This is a genomic window from Moritella sp. PE36, assembly GCF_000170855.1.
In the GTDB taxonomy this organism is placed as follows: domain Bacteria; phylum Pseudomonadota; class Gammaproteobacteria; order Enterobacterales; family Moritellaceae; genus Moritella.
This window is the reverse complement of the sequence record NZ_ABCQ01000111.1, coordinates 1-2,455: the sequence shown is the minus strand read 5'-3', so window position 1 is coordinate 2,455 and position 2,455 is coordinate 1. Positions and strand designations below refer to the sequence as shown.

Genomic DNA, 2,455 nt, shown 5'->3' with positions numbered 1-2,455 from the left:
CTGTGATCTGGGGCATTTCAAGCCAGGTAATGCCGGTGCCCGTTCGCCCCACTTACCAGTGGCAAGTACCGACACCAGCTCTAATTTATGTTTAATAATATTATCAAATAATGTCAGTGCAAAAGTGGGACTCCACACCGACAGGAAGCTTAATGACTTATCCGCGAGCAAATAGCACAAGGTGGCAAACTGAGAATCTTCCGATGTATCAGCTAAGGACACACCTTCAGGCACTGAACTCGTCAGTCCCATGAATAGTCTTTTCCACCAAGGCAGTAATTTCAAGTCATCATTAACTGCGCCAGAGATGGTACGTCTTAATTCTGTCGGCATCCAGGACAAGGACCAATAATGCGTCCCTTTTAACATCCCTGGATGATGCATATACATATCCATCATCCAGGGCGAAATAGCGGCATCGAGTTCATTCAAAAATGACTGTGTATAAGGGATCCATTTTATTTTAGACGTTGAGCCGCTCGTTGGTTGAAATCGCTCATTCGCTTCGATACTCAACTCTTTACTACTACCAGCCCTCGCTTTGTCAATTTGTTCAGCCCAATCACTGTATTCAGTGATCGGGACTTTACGAATAAACTCTTCATAAAATAGCGAACTCGATAAATTATATTTTTTACCCGATACACTGGGTGCAATCACTTTAAGTAACGAACTCAATTTTTCACGTTGCACAGCTTGTGGTTGCGCTAAAGCCTTACAAAACTGTTTGTATCCACGCGAGCTCAGGTTCTGTGCGACTTTATGGGTAAATTTATGTGCTACCTTACGAGTGATGCCATTTATTAACGCCATAATATCTCCCTACTTCACTAAACGGCGAGTTAAGTTTATAAGTCCTAGATCCCAATTGATATTGTTCTTTTGTAATACTTTACGTAATGATTTACGTGCAAAAAACGTGAACATTGACGCGTTAATCTCACCAATGCATGGTAGCTCTTTACCCTCACGCCACTGTGGATTACGCTCTTCAAAGAATTCGATTTTAGGCACATTTCGCTTCAATTCAGTGGTGATTTCGGCAACTTCACCACGTAGCTTTTGGTAATTGCCACCAAAGTCGAGAATTTGTTGTTGCTGGTCAAAGTAACTTGGATACAGATGTTGACAGTATTGATCGACAACAGATGATAGCTCATCAAATTTGCCTTGATGGTGAGGATAATGTTTAGGGAAATTATTCGCTAATAATAAATAAGTTTTATAACCTTTAGAAATCAGTAGCCAGAATAATGGTGTGAGTGGTTCTCTTAGTTTTTCTTTCAATAGCAGCTTAACAAAACAAATCATCGGTTTATGAGTTCCCCAATATTTGCGCTCTAAAATAGTATCACCACTAAAGATACCTTTGACCTCTTTGCCTTTAAGTGTAAAGCGCAATGTTTTTAAGGTACTAAAACCAACTATACGCTTTGATTTACTCTCGCGGATCAAAATCAAACCGTCTTTTTCAGACAAGTCATCAATGAATGTTGAAAAGTCCGCATTGTGATAGTACTGAATAAAGAGGTTGTGCATTTCCTTTACTTGCTGGATAGAAATGCGATCTAATGTGATGTAGTCTGCTGATATTTTCTGTTTTTTAGTTTCCATTTGTGACCCAATCCTTGGCAAATGTGAGAGAGTAAAATGTACTCTCATTCAATCTCAAGCCATCCTTAGCTTGACTGTCTTTCCTGATTCATAAGATAAATCTGAAAGTTAAAGTAATGTATCACTAAAATATGCTCGCTTGAAGCAAGTGGAACAACCTTGTTTTCACAAATTAATCAGACATAAATAGGTTTTAAGCATTAAAGTAACATCTAATCACGATGTAATACTTCAAGTTTAACTGGCATTGAAAACGAATGAACCATCATTGAAAATTTAAAGACTGTAGATCTGATAATTATATCTGTGGAAAAGTGACAGCACTCACAAGAAAACATGTATCGGTATAGAATAAAGGATCTAACTTTTAACCTATTAGCATTAGTACCTAGCAGTACTTTTTAGCAAGTAGTTATAATTAGTTAAGTCGTTGTAATGAATGGTTCATGACTGTATATCTCCATACACTTTCAACATAGTTCTTCCTTAACTAATAGGTAATCGGTTCATCTATTATGATTAATGCTCGCTTTGACAATTCCAGCAAACATCAAATGAGGCGTCGTGTTCTTCTGCACATTGGTTACAATACCACTCAGGTTCATCCGCTTTACTTTGCATCGTCGAAATAATGTCGAGTGCACGTTCAAGGTCTTTATCATTGAATACCCAAAGTTCCATCCAAGCATCAAATGCGGACACTTCGCCTACTGCGCCAGATGAAAACTCATTTTTAAGTACCGTTTCAATACCATTTGCTTCAATAATATTTTTAACATTATTTACAATAAAACCATTCTCGTGAGTATAAATTAATTTCATCCGACTTACTCCATCTTGG

The 2,455-nt window shown here is 37.9% G+C and carries 3 protein-coding genes; all 3 read right to left on the bottom strand.

What is annotated here, in order from left to right; all coding sequences use genetic code 11:
- A partial coding sequence (locus PE36_RS23400; protein WP_006034599.1) for a GH3 auxin-responsive promoter family protein occupies positions 1–813 on the bottom strand: 813 nt, incomplete at its 3' end.
- A 9-nt stretch (positions 814–822) separates the two neighbouring features.
- Positions 823–1,614: a hypothetical protein gene (locus tag PE36_RS23395; protein WP_006034598.1), complete on the bottom strand. Its 792-nt coding sequence runs from the start codon at positions 1,612–1,614 to the stop codon at positions 823–825.
- 519 nt (positions 1,615–2,133) lie between these two features.
- Positions 2,134–2,455 (bottom strand): DUF2007 domain-containing protein (locus PE36_RS23390; RefSeq protein WP_006034597.1); only part of this gene is annotated, 322 nt, incomplete at its 5' end.